Source organism: Klebsiella sp. 141198, assembly GCF_050600785.1.
In the GTDB taxonomy this organism is placed as follows: domain Bacteria; phylum Pseudomonadota; class Gammaproteobacteria; order Enterobacterales; family Enterobacteriaceae; genus Klebsiella; species Klebsiella aerogenes.
The window spans coordinates 310687-327234 of the sequence record NZ_JAQIRM010000003.1 but is presented as its reverse complement, the minus strand read 5'-3'; the positions used below and the strand labels follow the sequence as shown (position 1 = coordinate 327234).

General features: G+C 56.7%; 17 protein-coding genes and 1 tRNA gene. 13 read left to right on the top strand and 5 right to left on the bottom strand.

What is annotated here, in order from left to right; genetic code table 11:
* Nucleotides 1–10 precede the first annotated feature (10 nt).
* The 7 genes from PGR10_RS11445 to PGR10_RS11415 all read left to right on the top strand — a co-directional run bounded on the left by PGR10_RS11445 (nt 11) and on the right by PGR10_RS11415 (nt 6062).
* Complete coding sequence (locus PGR10_RS11445; RefSeq protein WP_015369729.1) at nt 11–577, top strand: YggT family protein; 567 nt, start codon at nt 11–13, stop codon at nt 575–577.
* Nucleotides 574–864: a DUF167 family protein YggU gene (gene yggU, locus PGR10_RS11440; protein WP_087859781.1), complete on the top strand. Its 291-nt coding sequence runs from the start codon at nt 574–576 to the stop codon at nt 862–864. The genes PGR10_RS11445 and yggU overlap by 4 nt, the downstream gene beginning before the upstream one ends.
* 12 nt (nt 865–876) lie before the next feature.
* Nucleotides 877–1470, top strand: coding sequence for an XTP/dITP diphosphatase (locus PGR10_RS11435; protein ID WP_047044090.1), 594 nt, complete (start codon nt 877–879; stop codon nt 1468–1470).
* Nucleotides 1463–2602, top strand: coding sequence for a radical SAM family heme chaperone HemW (hemW, locus tag PGR10_RS11430; protein WP_430916798.1), 1140 nt, complete (start codon nt 1463–1465; stop codon nt 2600–2602). The genes PGR10_RS11435 and hemW overlap by 8 nt, the downstream gene beginning before the upstream one ends.
* 292 nt (nt 2603–2894) lie before the next feature.
* A complete protein-coding gene (locus PGR10_RS11425; protein ID WP_430916800.1) occupies nt 2895–3941 on the top strand; it encodes an ABC transporter substrate-binding protein in 1047 nt (348 codons plus the stop codon).
* A gap of 59 nt (nt 3942–4000) precedes the next feature.
* Nucleotides 4001–4810, top strand: coding sequence for an ATP-binding cassette domain-containing protein (locus tag PGR10_RS11420; protein ID WP_004181271.1), 810 nt, complete (start codon nt 4001–4003; stop codon nt 4808–4810).
* A gap of 4 nt (nt 4811–4814) precedes the next feature.
* On the top strand, nt 4815–6062 hold the full coding sequence (locus PGR10_RS11415) for a sugar ABC transporter permease (protein ID WP_430923483.1): 1248 nt from the start codon (nt 4815–4817) through the stop codon (nt 6060–6062).
* Between the two features lie 46 nt (nt 6063–6108).
* On the opposite strand, the gene PGR10_RS11410 is transcribed toward PGR10_RS11415, so the two are convergent.
* Genes PGR10_RS11410 through trmB form a run of 3 tightly spaced genes read right to left on the bottom strand, consistent with a single transcriptional unit; the run spans nt 6109 to nt 7924 of the window.
* On the bottom strand, nt 6109–6825 hold the full coding sequence (locus PGR10_RS11410) for a DUF2884 domain-containing protein (RefSeq protein ID WP_087859784.1): 717 nt from the start codon (nt 6823–6825) through the stop codon (nt 6109–6111).
* A gap of 53 nt (nt 6826–6878) precedes the next feature.
* A complete protein-coding gene (locus tag PGR10_RS11405) occupies nt 6879–7205 on the bottom strand; it encodes a YggL family protein (protein WP_015369722.1) in 327 nt (108 codons plus the stop codon).
* Nucleotides 7205–7924 (bottom strand): tRNA (guanosine(46)-N7)-methyltransferase TrmB, encoded by a 720-nt coding sequence (gene trmB, locus PGR10_RS11400; protein WP_045392086.1) that lies wholly within the window; start codon nt 7922–7924, stop codon nt 7205–7207. Before trmB ends, PGR10_RS11405 begins: the two co-directional genes overlap by 1 nt.
* Nucleotides 7925–8060: 136 nt before the next feature.
* Between trmB and mutY the strand changes: the two genes are divergently transcribed.
* From mutY to PGR10_RS11380, 4 genes are all read left to right on the top strand, one after another.
* Nucleotides 8061–9119 carry an A/G-specific adenine glycosylase gene (gene mutY / locus PGR10_RS11395; RefSeq protein WP_113373044.1) on the top strand — a complete coding sequence of 353 codons (1059 nt, stop codon included), beginning with the start codon at nt 8061–8063 and terminating at the stop codon, nt 9117–9119.
* 28 nt (nt 9120–9147) lie between these two features.
* On the top strand, nt 9148–9423 hold the full coding sequence (locus PGR10_RS11390) for an oxidative damage protection protein (RefSeq protein WP_045392090.1): 276 nt from the start codon (nt 9148–9150) through the stop codon (nt 9421–9423).
* 48 nt (nt 9424–9471) lie between these two features.
* The gene (gene mltC, locus PGR10_RS11385; RefSeq protein ID WP_015369719.1) at nt 9472–10554 is read left to right on the top strand and encodes a membrane-bound lytic murein transglycosylase MltC; all 1083 of its coding nucleotides are present in this window, start codon (nt 9472–9474) and stop codon (nt 10552–10554) included.
* Between the two features lie 186 nt (nt 10555–10740).
* Nucleotides 10741–11994 carry a nucleoside permease gene (locus PGR10_RS11380; protein WP_087859785.1) on the top strand — a complete coding sequence of 418 codons (1254 nt, stop codon included), beginning with the start codon at nt 10741–10743 and terminating at the stop codon, nt 11992–11994.
* A 44-nt stretch (nt 11995–12038) separates the two neighbouring features.
* Here PGR10_RS11380 and PGR10_RS11375 read toward each other — a convergent pair whose 3' ends face one another.
* Nucleotides 12039–14177: an ornithine decarboxylase gene (locus tag PGR10_RS11375; RefSeq protein WP_430923482.1), complete on the bottom strand. Its 2139-nt coding sequence runs from the start codon at nt 14175–14177 to the stop codon at nt 12039–12041.
* Nucleotides 14178–14596: 419 nt separating this feature from the next.
* Here PGR10_RS11375 and PGR10_RS11370 point away from each other — a divergent pair, with 419 nt between their 5' ends.
* The gene (locus tag PGR10_RS11370; RefSeq protein WP_045379610.1) at nt 14597–15310 is read left to right on the top strand and encodes a DUF554 domain-containing protein; all 714 of its coding nucleotides are present in this window, start codon (nt 14597–14599) and stop codon (nt 15308–15310) included.
* 105 nt (nt 15311–15415) lie between these two features.
* Nucleotides 15416–15491 (top strand) — tRNA-Phe (locus PGR10_RS11365).
* 94 nt (nt 15492–15585) lie between these two features.
* Here the strand turns inward: PGR10_RS11365 and PGR10_RS11360 are convergent.
* Nucleotides 15586–16530, bottom strand: coding sequence for a transcriptional regulator (locus PGR10_RS11360; protein WP_113373046.1), 945 nt, complete (start codon nt 16528–16530; stop codon nt 15586–15588).
* Between the last annotated feature and the right edge of the window lie 18 nt (nt 16531–16548).

Here is a 16548-nt window from a genome sequence, read left to right as displayed (position 1 = left end):
GAGGAACGCCATGAAGACGTTGACCTTCCTGCTCTCAACGGTCATTGAGCTCTACACAATGGTCATGTTGTTACGCGTCTGGATGCAGTGGGCGCGCTGCGACTTTTACAATCCGTTTTCGCAGTTCGTCGTGAAAGCGACCCAGCCTATCGTCGGGCCGCTGCGCCGGATTATCCCGGCAATGGGGCCGCTGGATAGCGCCTCCCTGCTGGTCGCCTTCGTGCTCTGCGTTATCAAGGCGATCGTACTGTTTATGGTGGTCACCTTCCAGCCGATTATCTGGATTGCCGCGGTGCTGATCCTACTGAAAACCATCGGTTCGCTGATTTTCTGGGTGCTGCTGCTGATGGCTATTATGAGCTGGGTAAGCCAGGGCCGCAGCCCGGTAGAATACGTGCTGATGCAGTTGGCCGACCCGCTGCTGCGCCCAATCCGCAACCTGCTGCCATCCATGGGCGGCATCGACTTTTCGCCGATGGTGCTGGTGCTGCTGCTGTACGTGATTAACATGGGTATCGCCGAGCTGCTGCAAGCTACCGGCAATGTCCTGCTTCCGGGGCTGTGGATGGCGCTATGAGTGCCGTTGAAGTCTGTGCTGACGGGCTGGTGCTCAGGCTGTATATTCAGCCAAAGGCCAGCCGCGACAGCCTTGTTGGTCTGCATGGCGACGAGCTCAAAGTCGCCATCACCGCCCCACCCGTCGACGGCCAGGCAAATGCTCATCTGGTAAAATATCTCGCTAAACAGTTCCGCGTCGCGAAAAGCCAGGTGCTTATCGAAAAAGGCGAACTGGGCCGTCATAAACAGATAAAAATCATTCACCCACAGCAGATCCCGCCCGCCGTCGCGGCGCTGGCTGACTAAACAGGATTGAATATGCAAAAAGTTGTACTCGCTACCGGCAACGCCGGTAAAGTTCGCGAGCTGGCCTCGCTGCTGGAAGATTTTGGCCTCGACGTCGTCGCCCAGACTGAGCTTGGGGTCGATTCCGCCGAAGAAACCGGCCTGACCTTTATCGAAAACGCGATCCTCAAAGCGCGTCACGCCGCGCAGGTCACCGGCCTGCCGGCCATTGCCGACGATTCGGGTCTGGCGGTGGATGCGCTGGGCGGCGCGCCGGGAATTTACTCCGCTCGCTACTCGGGTGAAAACGCCAGCGACCAGCAGAATCTGGAAAAGCTGCTGGATGCTCTACAGGATGTGCCCGATGAGCAACGCCAGGCCCAGTTCCACTGCGTGCTGGTGTATCTGCGTCATGCCGAAGACCCGACGCCGCTGGTATGCCATGGCAGCTGGCCGGGCGTGATTACTCGTCAGGCGGCGGGTAACGGCGGCTTTGGCTATGACCCGATTTTCTTTGTTCCGTCCGAGGGTAAAACCGCAGCGGAGCTGAGCCGTGAAGAGAAAAGCGCCATTTCCCACCGCGGGCAGGCGCTGAAACTGTTACTGGAAGCATTACGTAATGGCTAATTTGCCGCCTCTGAGTCTTTATATTCATATCCCGTGGTGCGTGCAGAAATGCCCGTACTGCGATTTCAATTCGCATGCGTTAAAGGGCGAAGTGCCGCACGACGACTACGTCCAGCACCTGCTTGCCGATCTGCGCCACGATGCGCCATACGCACAGGGACGTGAAATTAAGACTATTTTTATCGGTGGCGGTACGCCGAGCCTGCTTTCCGGCCCGGCGATGCAAACCCTGCTTGATGGCGTGCGCGCCTGCCTGCCGCTGGCGGCGGATGCGGAGATCACCATGGAAGCCAATCCTGGGACCGTGGAGGCCGATCGCTTCGTTGAGTATCAGCGTGCCGGGGTCAACCGTATCTCCATCGGCGTGCAGAGCTTTAGCGAGCCCAAATTGCAGCGTCTGGGGCGTATTCACGGTCCTGAAGAGGCAAAGCGCGCGGCGCGGCTGGCGAGCGGCCTGGGGCTGCGTAGCTTTAACCTCGATTTAATGCATGGCCTGCCGGACCAGTCGCTGGAAGAAGCGCTGGATGACTTACGCCAGGCGATCGCGCTGAATCCGCCGCATCTGTCGTGGTATCAGTTGACTATTGAGCCGAACACGCTGTTTGGTTCGCGCCCGCCGGTGTTACCGGATGACGACGCGCTGTGGGATATTTTCGAGCAGGGGCATCAATTGCTAAGCGCCGCAGGTTATCAGCAGTACGAGACCTCCGCTTACGCCAAACCAGGCTATCAGTGCCAGCACAATCTCAACTACTGGCGCTTTGGCGACTACCTCGGTATCGGCTGCGGCGCACACGGCAAAGTGACCTTCCCTGACGGCCGCATTCTGCGTACGGCAAAAACCCGTCACCCGCGCGGCTACATGGAAGGCCGTTACCTGGAGCGCCAGCACGACGTGGAGGCGGCGGATAAACCGTTCGAGTTCTTTATGAACCGCTTCCGCCTGCTGGAGGCCGCGCCGCGCGCGGAGTTCATCTTGTATACCGGCCTTGATGAGCAGGTTATCCGTCCGCAAATCGATGCCGCTATCGCCAAAGGCTATCTGCTGGAAGATGCGCAAAACTGGCAAATTACCGAGCACGGTAAGCTGTTTTTAAATTCGCTGCTGGAGCTGTTCCTCAGCGAAGAGTAATCCCTGCGGGCGGCGCATCGTCGCCCGTATCTTCCCCCTATATCCTCTCCCGCTACGGTCAAATTGACTGGCGTTTTTTTGTTCGCTTATTTGCAGCGAATCACAAAATCAGATCGACTTTTTTCCTTTTCTTGACTCATTTTTTGCACAGTGGTAATCCTGCTTCATCGGTTGAGCAAATGTAAAACCGAAGTATCCTGCATGTGAATTATTGGTAACTCTGATTAAAAAAAGTCTCTGTAACGTCGGCGCAACCCGGCGGGCTTAAGCCTATAAAAAAGAGGGTAACACAATGAATTACCGTAATATTTTTATCACACTCGCCGCACTATCCGGCACCATCACGGCTTCAGCCTGGTCTGCAGAGCCCGCCACCGTGGCCTTTTTAATGCCCGATCAGGCCTCTACCCGCTATGAGCAGCACGACTTCCCCGGTTTTAAGGCGGAAATGAGCAAGCTTTGCGCGGATTGTAAGGTCATTTATCAGAATGCCAACGCCAACGCGTCGCTTCAGCAGCAGCAGTTCAACTCGGTTATCGCCCAAGGGGCGAAAGTGATCGTCCTGGATCCGGTTGACTCTTCCGCCGCCGCCGCGCTGGTCGAAAACGCCCAGGCTCAAGGGGTTAAGGTCATCGCCTATGACCGCCCGGTGCCAAACAAACCGGCCGATTTTTATGTTTCGTTTGATAACGAGGGCATTGGCTACGCCATCGCGAAATCTCTCACCGACCATTTGAAAGCGAGCGGCGTGCCGCAGGATGCCGGTGTGCTGCAAATTAACGGTTCGCCAACCGATGCCGCCGCAGGGCTGATCCGCGACGGTATCCATCGCGGATTGAAAGAGTCCGGTTACAAAACGCTGGCCGAATTTGACACCCCGGAGTGGGCGCCGCCGAAAGCCCAGGAGTGGACCGCCGGGCAGGTTACCCGCTTTGGCGACAAAATTAAGGGCGTGGTCGCGGCGAACGACGGTACCGGCGGCGGCGCGATTGCCGCCTTTAAGGCTGCCGGCGTCCAGCCGCTGCCGCCGGTCACCGGCAATGACGCCACTATCGCCGCGCTGCAGCTGATCATCGCCGGCGACCAGTACAACACCATCTCCAAACCATCGGAGATCGTCGCCGCGGCGGCGGCCAAAGTGGCGGTTGATTTTATTCAGGGCAAAAAACCGCAGGCCAGCACCACCTTGTACAACACCCCTTCCCAGCTATTTACCCCGGAAGTGGTGACGGCCAAAAACATCAAAGCGGAAATCTTCGATAAAAAAATCCAGACCTGGGATCAGGTGTGTAGCGGCGAGTACGCCGCCGCCTGCCAGAAGTTAGGCATCAGCAAGTAACCTTTGCCCCTGCGCCCGCCGCGGCGGGCGCGATTTCGCCATGATTGAGGTCGTTTTGTATGCCGCAACAACAACACAACTCCGCCGCCGGGCGGCCAATACTGCAACTGCGCAACGTCTCTAAACATTTTGGCGCGGTGTCCGCGCTGACGGATATCGAATTAGAAGTCCACGCCGGCGAGGTGGTCGCGCTAGTCGGAGACAACGGCGCGGGCAAATCCACGCTGGTGAAGATCCTCGCCGGCGTCCACCAGCCGACCTCCGGCACCATTGAGTTTGACGGCAACCCCGTCACCCTCGATAGCCCCGGCAAAGCGCTGGAATACGGTATTGCTACGGTGTTTCAGGATCTGGCGCTGTGCGAAAACCTTGATGTAGTGGCAAACCTGTTTCTGGGCCATGAAATTTCGCCGTTCCAGCTCGATGAAGTAGCGATGGAAGTGAAGGCCTGGACGCTGCTGCAGGAGCTGGCGGCACGTATTCCGTCGGTACGCGAACCGGTGGCATCGCTTTCCGGCGGCCAGCGGCAGACCGTCGCCATCGCCCGTTCGCTGCTGCTGAACCCTAAAATCATTATGCTCGATGAGCCCACCGCGGCGCTGGGGGTCGCGCAGACCGCGGAAGTACTCAACCTGATTGAGCGCGTTCGCGAGCGCGGGCTTGGCGTCATCATCATCAGTCACAACATGGAAGACGTTCGCGCCGTCGCCGACCGTATCGTGGTGCTGCGTCTCGGGCGCAACAAAGGGATCTTCACGCCCGATGCTTCTAATCAGGATCTGGTCGCCGCGATCACCGGCGCGACGGAAAACGCCGTCTCACGCCGGGTTGAACGTAAATCACAGCCCACGACTTCCGGAGCGATGTAATTTTATGAACAGTAAGACCGCATCCCACACTGCGCTGGACCGCAGCGATGAGCGCGTTCGTCACGACGAGGGGCTGTTTGGCGCCCTGCGCGCGCAGATAACCCGCATCAAAACCGGCGACCTCGGTACCGCGCCGGTGATAGCCGGGCTGATTGTGATTTCCCTGGTCTTCACCTTTCTCAATCCGGTCTATATCGCGCCGAATAACCTGGTGAACCTGCTGTTTGACTGCGCGACGGTCGGGTTTATCTCGCTCGGCATCGTCTGCGTACTGATGCTTGGCGAGATAGACCTGTCGGTTGGCTCGATGAGCGGCCTGGCATCGGCTATCGTCGGCGTGCTGTGGGTGAACGCAGGATGGCCGCTGGCGGGAGCCATCGCCGTGGCGCTGGCCTGCGGCGTGGCCGTCGGGCTGGTCTACGCGCTGCTGTATAACCGCGTCGGAATGCCGAGTTTCGTCGCCACCCTCGCCGGCCTGTTGGCGCTGCTGGGCATGCAGCTGTATATCCTCGGGCCGAGCGGCAGCATTAACCTGCCCTACACGTCGCCGCTGGTGCGCTTTGGCCAACTGCTGGTGATGCCCGCCTGGTTCTCACACCTGATGGCATTGCTGCCAGGGCTGGCGATTATTGTCTTTGGTCTGAAAAAACGCTCGCGGCGCCTGGCGGCCAATCTTTCCGCCGAGGGAGTCAGCTCGCTACTGGCGCGCGCGATCGCGCTGACGATTATCTTCGAGGCCGCGGTGCTTTACCTCAATCAGGGGCGCGGTATTCCGTGGATTTTCGGTCTCTTTGTCGCCTGCGTGATGATCCTCAACTACGCGCTGAAACGGACAAAATGGGGTCGCTCGATGTTCGCGGTTGGCGGCAACCGTGAAGCGGCGCGCCGTTCGGGGATTAACGTGCGGGTGATTTATGTGAGCGCTTTTGTACTGTGTACCACGCTTGCGACCTTCGGCGGCATTCTCGCGGCGTCGCGACTGGCTTCCGCCAGCCAGCAGGCCGGCACCGGCGACGTCAACCTCAACGCCATCGCCGCGGCGGTGATCGGCGGCACCAGCCTGTTCGGCGGACGCGGCAGCGCCTGGTCCGCGCTATTGGGGATCATCGTGATTCAGTCGATTTCAAATGGGCTGACGCTGTTGAACCTGCCGTCATCGCTGCGCTATATCATTACCGGCGCGGTATTGGCGATTGCGGTCATCATTGATTCTCTGGCTCGCCGTTCACGCGTGTCGCACGGCCGGGCCTGAGTGGAGAAGAGCGCGGCCCAAAGGAATGCGGGCCGCGAAATCTTGATTATTTTAACGAGCCAACCAGCGCTTTGCGGCTCTCTTCCAGCGAGACCACCCGGCCGCAGACATCTTTGCCGAACTGCTGGAAATCCGCTTCCTGGTTTTTCCACTCATCCTGGATTGCGGTTTGCAGGCCGCCAAGACTGCCGAGAATGCCCTGCAGCGGATTGCCGCCGCCTTTGAGCACCGCTTTCGCGCCCATCTCGTTGATACTGTCCTGCAGAATGCCGCCCATCGCCTGATTCACTAGCTGTTGGCCATCGGCGCGAACCTGATCGATTGCTTTATAGTGGAAAGTCAGGCCATCGCTGCGACGTTCGATAATGCGGTTCATCTGTTCTTTCAGCTGCGCGTCCAGCTTGGTCAGGCGGCTATGCATACTGCTGCTGGCGCCGACCTGCTCGGTGATGATTTTATCCAGCGCCTTGCGGCCCTTTTCGACGCGCGAGCGCGCGCCGTCGTCAATCCACGGCAGGCTGCTGCGCAGACCGGCCTGATAATCTTGCGCCTGTTCGCGCTGGGCGGCGCTAAGGGCATAGGCTTTACCGTTAAAAGTCAGATTGCCGTCCGGCTTAATCACCAGATCGCCGTTTTCACCCTTCACCTGCACCTGCTGCGGGCTGAGGATCACATCGTCACGCGGCGTGACGCTACACTGGTAGTCCGCGTGGGCAGACAAAGCGGTGACGGAAAGCGCCACCGCCAGCAGCGTTTTGCGCATCTTTTTACTCCCTTAAGACAAATCGGGCCGGCAATTGCCGACCCTTGTCAAACTTAGTCCCACCAGACGTCAAAAAGTTCGCTGGTGCGCACATCCGCTAATTTACGATCTTCCAGCCACTTGCGAACGATGGCCTGATGCTCTTCGGTACATTTACCGATTTCCTGCATGCAGATGAGCCCTTCCCACGAGAGATAACCGCTGCCGTCAAAGGCCAGTTTGTTCGGCTCAATGACCTCTTCGATCAGATCGTTGACCGTCTGGTCGATCTGCTCTTCGCTGGTCCCTTCCGGGAAACGCCAGGCTACGGAGAAACCTAACTCCTGAAACTCGTCGATATGCATTTTTTTACGCAGACGACGGCTACGATTCTTGGCCATTATTTCACCCTCTCGAACATTAAGTCCCATACGCCGTGGCCAAGACGATGACCACGTTGTTCAAATTTGGTTACCGGGCGCGATTCCGGGCGCGGTACGTAATCGTTACTTTCCGACAGGTTACGATAGCCTTCCAGCGAAGACATCACTTCCAGCATATGCTCGGCATAGGCTTCCCAGTCGGTCGCCATATGGAAGACGCCGCCCAGCTTCAGCTTACTTTTCACCAGCTCGGCGAAAGGCGGCTGCACGATACGACGTTTATTATGACGCGCTTTATGCCACGGGTCAGGGAAAAACAGCTGCACCATATTCAGCGAGTTATCCGGGATCATAGTGTGCAGCACTTCGACCGCATCGTGACACATTACGCGCAGATTTTGTACGCCTTCTTCTTCCGCGGACGCCAGGCATGCGCCGACGCCCGGCGAGTGCACTTCAATACCGAGGAAGTTTTGCTCCGGTTTAGCTTTCGCCATCGCCACCAGCGAGGCGCCCATGCCGAAACCAATTTCTAAGGTGACCGGCGCTTCGCGGCCAAACAGGGCGGCGAAATCGAGCGGCGCATCGTTGAATTCAACGCCCATCACCGGCCAAATGTTATCCAGCGCATGCTGCTGCCCTTTCGTCAGGCGGCCCTGGCGACGGACGAAGCTACGAATACGGCGCAGCGGGCGACCGTTTTCATCGAATTCCGGAGAAATGACGTCGTTTTTCATAAAAGTTAAGTCTGCTTGTGAATGTGTTCGGAAAACGGGCATTATCCAAAGTTACCCGGCGGATGCAAGGGTTTACAGCCACTCGCCCTTGTGCTGCAATCTGCCACCCTGTAATCGCGATTCCGGAGCCGTAGCTTTGACTTTTCTCGCCGCGCAATTTTCAGCCCAGGTCCTGGACTGGTACGACAAATACGGCCGTAAAACCCTGCCCTGGCAAATCGCCAAGACGCCCTACAAAGTATGGCTCTCCGAAGTGATGTTGCAACAAACCCAGGTCACCACGGTTATTCCCTATTTTGAACGCTTTATGGCGCATTTCCCAACGGTTGTTGATTTAGCCAACGCGCCGCTGGATGAAGTGCTGCATCTGTGGACCGGCCTTGGCTACTACGCGCGGGCGCGCAATTTACATAAAGCCGCGCAGCAGGTCGCCACGCAACACGGCGGCGAGTTCCCGCAAACCTTTGAAGAGGTGGCCGCGCTTCCCGGCGTCGGGCGCTCGACGGCGGGGGCGATTTTATCCCTTTCGCTCGGTCAGCATTATCCGATTCTCGACGGCAACGTGAAGCGGGTACTCGCCCGCTGCTATGCTGTGAGCGGCTGGCCGGGGAAAAAAGAGGTGGAAAAACGGCTGTGGGAAATAAGCGAAGAGGTGACGCCGGCGCAGGGCGTAGAACGCTTCAACCAGGCGATGATGGATCTCGGCGCCATGGTTTGTACCCGCTCGAAGCCGAAGTGCGAACTGTGCCCGCTGAGTAACGGCTGCGTGGCCTACGCTAACCATTCATGGGCGGAATATCCGGGGAAAAAACCGAAGCAGACCATCCCGGAGCGCACCGGCTACTTCCTGCTGATGCAGCACGGCGACGAGGTGTTTCTTTCCCAACGTCCGCCGGTGGGTTTATGGGGCGGATTGTTCTGTTTTCCGCAGTTTGAGGATGAAGCCGGGCTGCGTGAGTGGCTGGCGCAACGTCAGATAAAGGCCGATAATCTGACGCAATTAACCGCCTTCCGCCACACTTTCAGCCATTTCCACCTGGATATTGTGCCGATGTGGCTTACAGTGCACTCATCTGGCGCATGCATGGATGAAGGTAACGCACTCTGGTATAACTTAGCGCAGCCGCCATCGGTCGGACTGGCGGCCCCCGTGGAGCGCTTGTTGCAACAGTTGAAAGCCGGAACGCCGGTCTAGTTTTTTCGGCTATAAAAGAGGATTGATTATGAGCAGAACGATTTTTTGTACTTTCTTGCAGCGTGAAGCGGATGGCCAGGATTTCCAGCTCTATCCGGGCGAGCTCGGTAAGCGCATTTACAACGAAATCTCCAAAGAGGCCTGGGCGCAGTGGCAGCATAAGCAGACCATGCTGATCAACGAGAAAAAACTCAGCATGATGAACCCGGAGCACCGCAAGCTGCTGGAACAGGAGATGGTGCAGTTCCTGTTTGAAGGGAAAGACGTTCACATCGAAGGCTACACGCCGCCGGAACAACAGTAAGGGCCTCACGGCCTTTACCAAACAAACACAACACGCACTCCCGGAATGATGAAAAAATACTTAGCGCTCGCGCTGATTGCGCCACTGCTCGTGTCCTGTTCCAGTTCCAATAAAAAAGGCGCCGAATATAACGAGGCCTGGGTCAAGGACACTAACGGATTCGATATCCTGATGGGCCAGTTTGCCCATAACATCGAGAACATTTGGGGGTATAACGAAGTTCTGCTCGCCGGGCCGAAGGACTACGTAAAATATACCGACCAGTATCAAACCCGCAGCCACATCAACTTTGATGCCGGTACGATTACCGTCGAGACCATCGCCGGGACCGATCCGCAAGGACGGTTACGCCAGGCGATTATCAAAACCCTGTTGATGGGCGATGACCCCAACTCTATCGACCTCTATTCCGATGTCGATGATATTCAGATTTCCAAAGAACCGTTCCTCTACGGCCAGGTCGTTGATAACACCGGTGAATCCATCCGCTGGGAGTGGCGCGCCGCGCGCTATGCCGATTATCTGCTGCAAACCCGCCTGAAGAGCCGCAGCAATGGCCTGCGCGTGGTCTATAGCATCACTATCAACCTGGTGCCGAACCACCTCGATAAACGTGCGCATAAATATCTCGGTATGGTGCGCCAGGCCTCGCGTAAATACGGCGTAGATGAGTCGCTGATCCTTGCGATAATGCAGACAGAGTCGTCGTTTAACCCCTATGCGGTAAGCCACGCGGATGCCATGGGGCTGATGCAGGTCGTCCAGCACAGCGCGGGGAAAGACGTCTTCCGCTCGCAGGGCAAATCCGGCCTGCCGAGCCGCAGCTATCTGTTTGACCCGGCGAATAACATCGATACCGGTACCGCCTATCTGGCGATGCTGAACAACGTTTATCTCGCCGGCATCGATAACCCCACCTCGCGTCGCTACGCGGTGATCACCGCCTATAACGGCGGCGCCGGCAGCGTACTGCGCGTCTTCTCCAGCGATAAAGTCCAGGCGGCGAACATCATTAACAGCATGGCCCCAGGCGACGTCTACCAGACGCTCACCACCCGCCATCCGTCGGCGGAATCGCGCCGTTATCTGTATAAAGTTAACACCGCGCAGAAAAGCTATCGCCGTAAGTAGCCCCTCTCCCGCAGGCCCGGACATCGCACCGGGCCTCTCTTTTTTACGACATACTTCGTAATATCTTTCGATTTTCTGCGGCAGTTAACAGAAGCTTGCAACCGCTGAATGATAGAATCGCATCAAAATAACGGTGGTTATGTTATTTAAAAAACATAACCAGCCCACATTCGTGAGGATAAATACATGAATCTTAAGCTGCAGTTAAAAATACTGTCGTTCCTGCAGTTCTGCCTTTGGGGGAGTTGGCTGACCACGCTCGGCTCGTACATGTTTGTTACGCTGAAGTTTGACGGCGCGGCCATCGGTGCGGTGTATAGCTCGCTCGGTATCGCCGCCGTCCTGATGCCAACGTTGCTCGGGATCGTCGCCGATAAATGGATCAGCGCCAAATGGGTGTATGCCATCTGCCACCTGGTCGGCGCATTAACGCTGTACCTCGCGGCGCAGGTCACCACGCCAGGCGAGATGTTCCTCGTGATCTTGCTTAACTCGCTGGCCTATATGCCGACGCTTGGCTTGATCAACACCATCTCCTACTACCGCCTGCAGTCGGCGGGGCTGGATATCGTGACCGATTTCCCGCCAATTCGTATCTGGGGCACCATCGGCTTTATCCTCGCCATGTGGGGCGTTAGCTTCTCGGGCTTCGAGCTTAGCCATATGCAGCTTTATATCGGCGCGACGCTGTCGGTCTTGCTGGCGCTGTTCACCCTGACGCTGCCGCATATTCCGGTCGCCAACGCCCAACGTAACCAGAGCTGGACCGAGATGCTCGGCCTGAACGCTTTTGCGCTGTTTAAAAACAAGCGTATGGCAATCTTCTTTATCTTTTCCATGATGCTCGGCGCCGAACTGCAAATCACTAATATGTTTGGCAACACCTTCCTGCACAGCTTCGATAAAGACCCGCTGTTCTCCGGTAGCTTTATCGTCGAGCACGCATCGGTCTTGATGTCGATTTCGCAGATTTCCGAAACGCTGTTTATCCTGACCATCCCGTTCTTCCTTAGCCGCTACGGCATTAAGAACGTGATGCTGATTAGTATCGTGGCGTGGATGCTGCGCTTCGGCCTGTTCGCCTTCGGCGACCCGACGCCGTTCGGTACCGTGCTGCTGGTACTGTCGATGATCGTCTACGGCTGCGCCTTCGATTTCTTCAACATCTCTGGTTCAGTGTTCGTTGAGAAAGAGGTACGTCCGGAAATCCGCGCCAGCGCCCAGGGAATGTTCCTGATGATGACCAACGGCTTCGGCTGTATCCTTGGTGGGATGGTGAGTGGCAAAGTTGTCGAGCACTTTACCGTTGAGGGGATCACTAACTGGCAAAGCGTGTGGCTGATTTTCGCCGCCTACTCGCTGGTGCTGGCCTTCGCTTTCGTGGCGCTGTTCAAGTATCAACACGTCAGACAGCCTGCCGCCGCGCGCCATCACGCCTGATTGGCAAAAGCAAAACGCCCCACCTGTTCGGCGGGGCGTTTTTTTTATTTCTTCAGCACATACCCATACAACCGCTTAATACCATCGGTATCCGTTTCGCTATAAACCCCCTGCAGCTCCGGCGAAAAGCCTGGCAGCATATTGACCCCCTCTTCCAGCGCGAGGAAGTAGCGCAGTACCGCGCCGCCCCAGATTTCGCCCGGCACCACGCACAGCACGCCCGGCGGATACGGTAGCGCCCCTTCCGCCGCGATGCGGCCTTCGGCCTCGCTCAGGCGCACCAACTCAACGTTACCGCGGATAAATTCACGGTTGGCGTCCTGCGGGTTCATCACCACCGGCGGGAAACTCTGCTTGCGGAACATCGCCTTTTGCAGGTCTTTAACATCAAAACTGACGTACAGATCGTGCATTTCCTGACACAGCTGGCGAATGGTGTAATCGCGGTAGCGAACCGGGTATTTGTGGTAAATAGTCGGCAATACCTCAGCAAGCGGCGAATCCGCTTCGATATGCTGTTCGAACTGGGCCAGCATCGCCACCAGCCGCGCCAGTTTTTCCGCGCTTTCCGCCGGCGTCAGCAGGAACAAAATCGAGTTGAGATCGCACTTCTCCGGCACGATGCCGTTTTCGCGCAGGTAGTGCGCCAGGATGGTCGCCGGGATGCCAAACTCGGTATAGTCTCCGCTATCGGCATCGATGCCCGGCGTGGTCAGCAGCAGCTTACACGGATCGACAAAGTATTGATTGTCAGCATAACCGCTAAAGCCGTGCCAGTTCGCGCCCGGCTCGAAGCTAAAGAAGCGACGTTCGCTGGCGATAGTCGCCGTCGAATGCTCCTGCCACGGTTTCCCGCCGACCAGCGGCGGCACAAATGGCCGCAATAATTTACACTGCGCTAGTATCGCTTTACGCGCTTCGATACCCAGCTCAACGCACTCCGCCCACAGCCGCCGACCGCTCTCTCCTTCGTGGATTTTGGCATTCACATCGAGCGAGGCGAACAACGGATAAAACGGACTGGTGGAAGCATGCAACATAAAGGCGTTATTCAGCCGCTTATGCGGGCAGAAACGCGCCTGGCCGCGCAGATGGTTATCTTTCTTGTGGATTTGTGAGGTCTGCGAAAAACCGGCCTGCTGCTTATGCACCGATTGCGTCACAAAAATGCCCGGATCGTTTTCATTGAGATCCAACAGCAGCGGCGAGCAGTCAGCCATCATCGGGATAAACTGCTCGTAACCGACCCACGCCGAGTCAAACAGAATGTAATCGCAGAGATGGCCGATTTTATCGACCACCTGACGCGCGTTATACACCGTGCCGTCATAGGTGCCCAGTTGGATCACCGCCAGACGGAACGGGCGCCGCGCGTCGGCTTTTTCCGGCGCCGCTTCACGGATCAGCTCGCGCAGGTAGGTTTCATCAAAGCAGTGGTCGTCGATGCCGCCGATAAAGCCGAACGGGTTACGCGCGGCTTCCAGATAGACCGGCGTCGCCCCGGCCTGGATCAGCGCGCCATGGTGGTTTGATTTATGGTTATTGCGATCGAACAGTACCAGATCGCCGCGGGTCAGCAGCGCATTGGTCACGACCTTGTTCGCCGCGGAAGTGCCGTTAAGCACGAAGTAGGTTTTATCGGCATTGAAGACTTTTGCCGCAAATTTCTGCGCGTGCTTCGCCGAACCTTCATGGATCAGCAGATCGCCGAGCTTGACGTCGGCGTTGCACATGTCGGCGCGAAAAACGTTCTCGCCGAAAAACTCGTAGAACTGGCGGCCCGCCGGATGCTTTTTAAAGAACGCGCCATGCTGATGGCCGGGACAGGCGAAAGTACTGTTGTCCATCTCAACGTACTGGCTAAGCGTATTAAAAAACGGCGGCAGCAGTTTCTCTTCATAGCCGCAGGCGGCCGCTTCCAGCTCCAGCCACTCCTGCTCTTTGCCGCTAATCACCGCGACGACCCCTTCCGGCTTATCCGTTTGTGTTTCGCTAAACAGATAGACCGGCAGATTGAATCCGCTGCGCTTGAGCAAGGCCAGGATACCGCTGCGGCTATCCGCCGCGGTGATGACGACCGCTGCCGCATCGGTAAAATCAGTGCTGTCCAGCGCCACAACCTGGCGATGGGTGGACAGACGGGAGACCAGCTCGCAGCTGGCGGCAATGTGCATAGATTTCATAAGCGCAAATGCCCGTATCGGGAGTGTAAAAATCTCAGGCAAAGGTGGAGCCTTGCCCAACGATGTGTCCGGGTCTGACGGAATTCAGCTCCGGCCGCCGGACATCAGTAAAAGCAGACGCGTCCGATCTTACTGTTGTCCTACAGTGAGCATACGTGGCCTTCACCGCATGGTGAACAGGGGGAGTAAGGAATGAGGCAAACCGCGCAGCAGTACGCAGCGGCAACGGCGATGTAATGGCGATGTCGTCATCCCGGCGGCCTCAGGGTAAAGAGGTGAAAATCCGCGCAATCATGGCACCTTTCCGAAAGTGGCGCAAGATGAAATCCATATGCATTCTCCCCACGTATCCGCAAGCCTTAGCGGCGAAACAACGTCATAATAATGCGGACATCAGGAATAATTAACAGGAGTTTACTTTGGTTATAGGGCCATTTATTAACGCCAGCGCGGTGCTTGTCGGCGGCGTACTGGGCGCGCTGCTGAGCCAACGATTGCCGGAACGGATCCGCACCTCGATGACCTCGATTTTTGGGTTGGCATCACTGGGGATTGGTATTTTACTGGTCATCAAGTGCGCCAACCTGCCGGTGATGGTGCTGGCGACGCTGGTCGGCGCGCTGCTCGGCGAAGTGTGTAATATGGAGAAAGGCATCAATACCCTGGTGAGCAAACTCCAGCAACTATTGTCGCCAAAGGGCAGGAAAAAGGCCTCGGCCCACGAGTCTTATATTCAGAGCTACGTGGCGATCATCGTGCTATTTTGCGCCAGCGGTACGGGCGTTTTTGGCGCCATGCGCGAAGGAATGACCGGCGACGCCAGCATCCTTATCGCCAAAGCGTTTCTCGATTTTTTCACCGCTACTATTTTCGCCTGCACCCTGGGGCTGGCGGTGTCGGCAATCTCGGTGCCAATGCTGCTGATTCAGCTGAGTCTGGCGGCCTGCGCCTCGCTTATCATGCCGTTGACCACGCCGATGATGATGGCCGACTTCAGCGCCGTCGGCGGTATGCTGCTGGTGGCGACCGGCCTGCGTATCTGCGGGATTAAGATGTTCGCGGTGGTCAATATGCTCCCCGCCCTGCTGCTGGCAATGCCGATTTCGGTCGCGTGGACGGCCTTTTTTGCCTGACGACGCGTGCTTTTACGGCAAAGTGGTGATAGATTGTGCAGTCTGCTGCGAAATTTATAAATTTCGTTGACGAGGCGCGGTGAATCAGGTTTAATGCGCCCCGTTGCCCGGATAGCTCAGTCGGTAGAGCAGGGGATTGAAAATCCCCGTGTCCTTGGTTCGATTCCGAGTCCGGGCACCACTATTTAAAGAACCCGCCCAAAAGGCGGGTTTTTGCTTTTCTGCGGCCGGACTCTCCATCGAACGTCGTCCCCTTCGCCGCCAACATAACCGCGTTAAAGCTGATGAACGACCTGCTGCAGAATGCCCATGTTAGACTGGTCCAATACCCGTTCATCCCAACCCATTTCTGAGCTCGAAACCGCAACACTCCAGGCTGAATTTGTACCCTTCGGCAGAATTTTGGCTCTGATTTCGTGGTTTACGGTAACAAAGTCCTGAGTGACCAAACGTTGAATAGGGGCCAGGTTTGCATGTACTACCTGACTTCCTGAACCGACACCAAAACGTAACGGATGTGACCTCATTTCATTGTTGAGCGCCGTTTCTGCTTTTGTCTTATCCGAATAGACTTTGTTGTTGAGGCCCTGGAAGAAATCATTCAGCTTGTTTCTTAGCTTGGCGATAGACTTGATGGTTTCGAGGAAATCTTTATTCGTCGCAACCTGAACATCGGAAAAATTATTACGGAGCAACGCCATCGCGCCAGCGGCCAGGCCGGTCGCGCCGACAGAAGATAACGCATAACGCGCTGCTATACCCGAAAGCGACGAACCCGCCTGCGAGGCGGCGATGGCGGCTGTACCTGCGCCAAAAGAAGCGAGCCCGCCAATGCCTGCCAGTATTTTACCGGCTACATCATAATAGCTTTTAGTCTGATCCCGGTAGACGTTACCGCCGTAACCATACATATGCGCAGGCGTTGTTCTGAAGCGATCAAAAAACGCGGCATGATTGCTCATGGTAGCAGTACGACGACTGGCCCCCGTCAGAGATTCCAGTTCGTATTCTTCGTCGCGTTGTCTTCTGGCAGGCTCTTTACTGGCAGAAAGCAACCGCTCATAGGTATCCATAATCGTGCGATCCGGAGCGTTCTCAAACTGACTCAATGTTCCTTTATCCAGTTCATTGACGAATGAAATAATAATATCCAGCTGCTCCGCGTCAAACCGGGAATGATCGGAGAGAACCGCATTTATCTCGGAGGTAATATCTGGCATTGCAGGCGCTCCAGCGTC